We start from the raw sequence: 1,063 nt of genomic DNA on the forward strand, positions 1-1,063 counted from the left end.
CCGGCGGGTAGTGCGACACGTCGGATTGCTTGCCGAATGGCTTGCGCACATGGGTGGCGATCAACTCACCTCGGTCGAAGATCTGCACCATCGAATACGTCGAGCGCACATCCACTTTCCGGCCGATATACCGCCACGGCACCGAATACAGGCACCGTCCGGCCTTGACATGGATGTCCGGGCCGACAGTGCCGGTCGACCAGTCCGCGACCACGAAGTCCTTGTCCGGCAGGGGCATCAGCGTTTCGCGTTCGACCGCGTCGAACACCGCCATCGGCGCCGCGCCCTCCAGCGGCCGGCACCGACGCTGCCCGGCCACGTCCCGGCACCACACGAGGGCGGCTTGCTGCATCTGCTGCACCGATGTCCACTCTCGACCGCGCCAGAACGAATCCCGCACATACGGCATCGGCCGCTCCACCCGCGGTTTGTCCTTCGGCTTCCCGCGACGCGCGGGATCGACGAGGGCGCCGTAATGGTGGGCCAACTCGGCATAGGACCGGTTGATCTTCGGGTCATACAGATCCGGCCGCGCCACTCCGGTCCGCAGATTGTCAGGCACCAGGCGTTTGGGCACGCCGCCGAAGAACGCGAACGCCTCCACATGCGCCTCGGTCCACGCCCGCTGATCCATCGTCAGCACCGGCCGCACGAACATCAACCGCGACAACGCCAGCACCATCACGAACGCCCAGATCCGGCGGCGTCGGCCACCGACCGGATCCACCCACGAACCCAGATACCCGTAATCGATCTGCGCTTCCTCACCCGCCGGAGGATCCTCCCGCAACACCGTCACCCGCGACCGGAGGTTCTCCTCAGGCAGGTTGGCGTCCATATACCGTTTCAGCGACGACACCGACGCCGTCAGGCCGTGCTCGTCGCGCAACCGCTGCCAGATCGTCTGCCGGGTCACACCTGCCTTGGTCATCGCCACGATGAACTCGCGATGCTGCTCGATCTCCGGCCACGTTGTCTGCCGCACCCTCGTATCGGCGATCTGCGGAAACCACTGCCGCACCAGCTCGCTCCACTCCGCGGGCGAGCGCTGCGGCCCGCCCGG

General features: G+C 66.7%; 1 protein-coding gene. It reads right to left on the reverse strand.

Features of this window, described 5'->3' with window-relative positions; genetic code table 11:
- Positions 1-1,063, reverse strand: a 1,063-nt coding sequence (gene istA / locus IU459_RS37275) for an IS21 family transposase (RefSeq protein ID WP_195134274.1), incomplete at both ends; no start/stop codon positions are given.

Origin of the sequence: Nocardia amamiensis (genome assembly GCF_015477605.1) — a bacterium.
Classification (GTDB): Bacteria; Actinomycetota; Actinomycetes; order Mycobacteriales; family Mycobacteriaceae; genus Nocardia; species Nocardia amamiensis_A.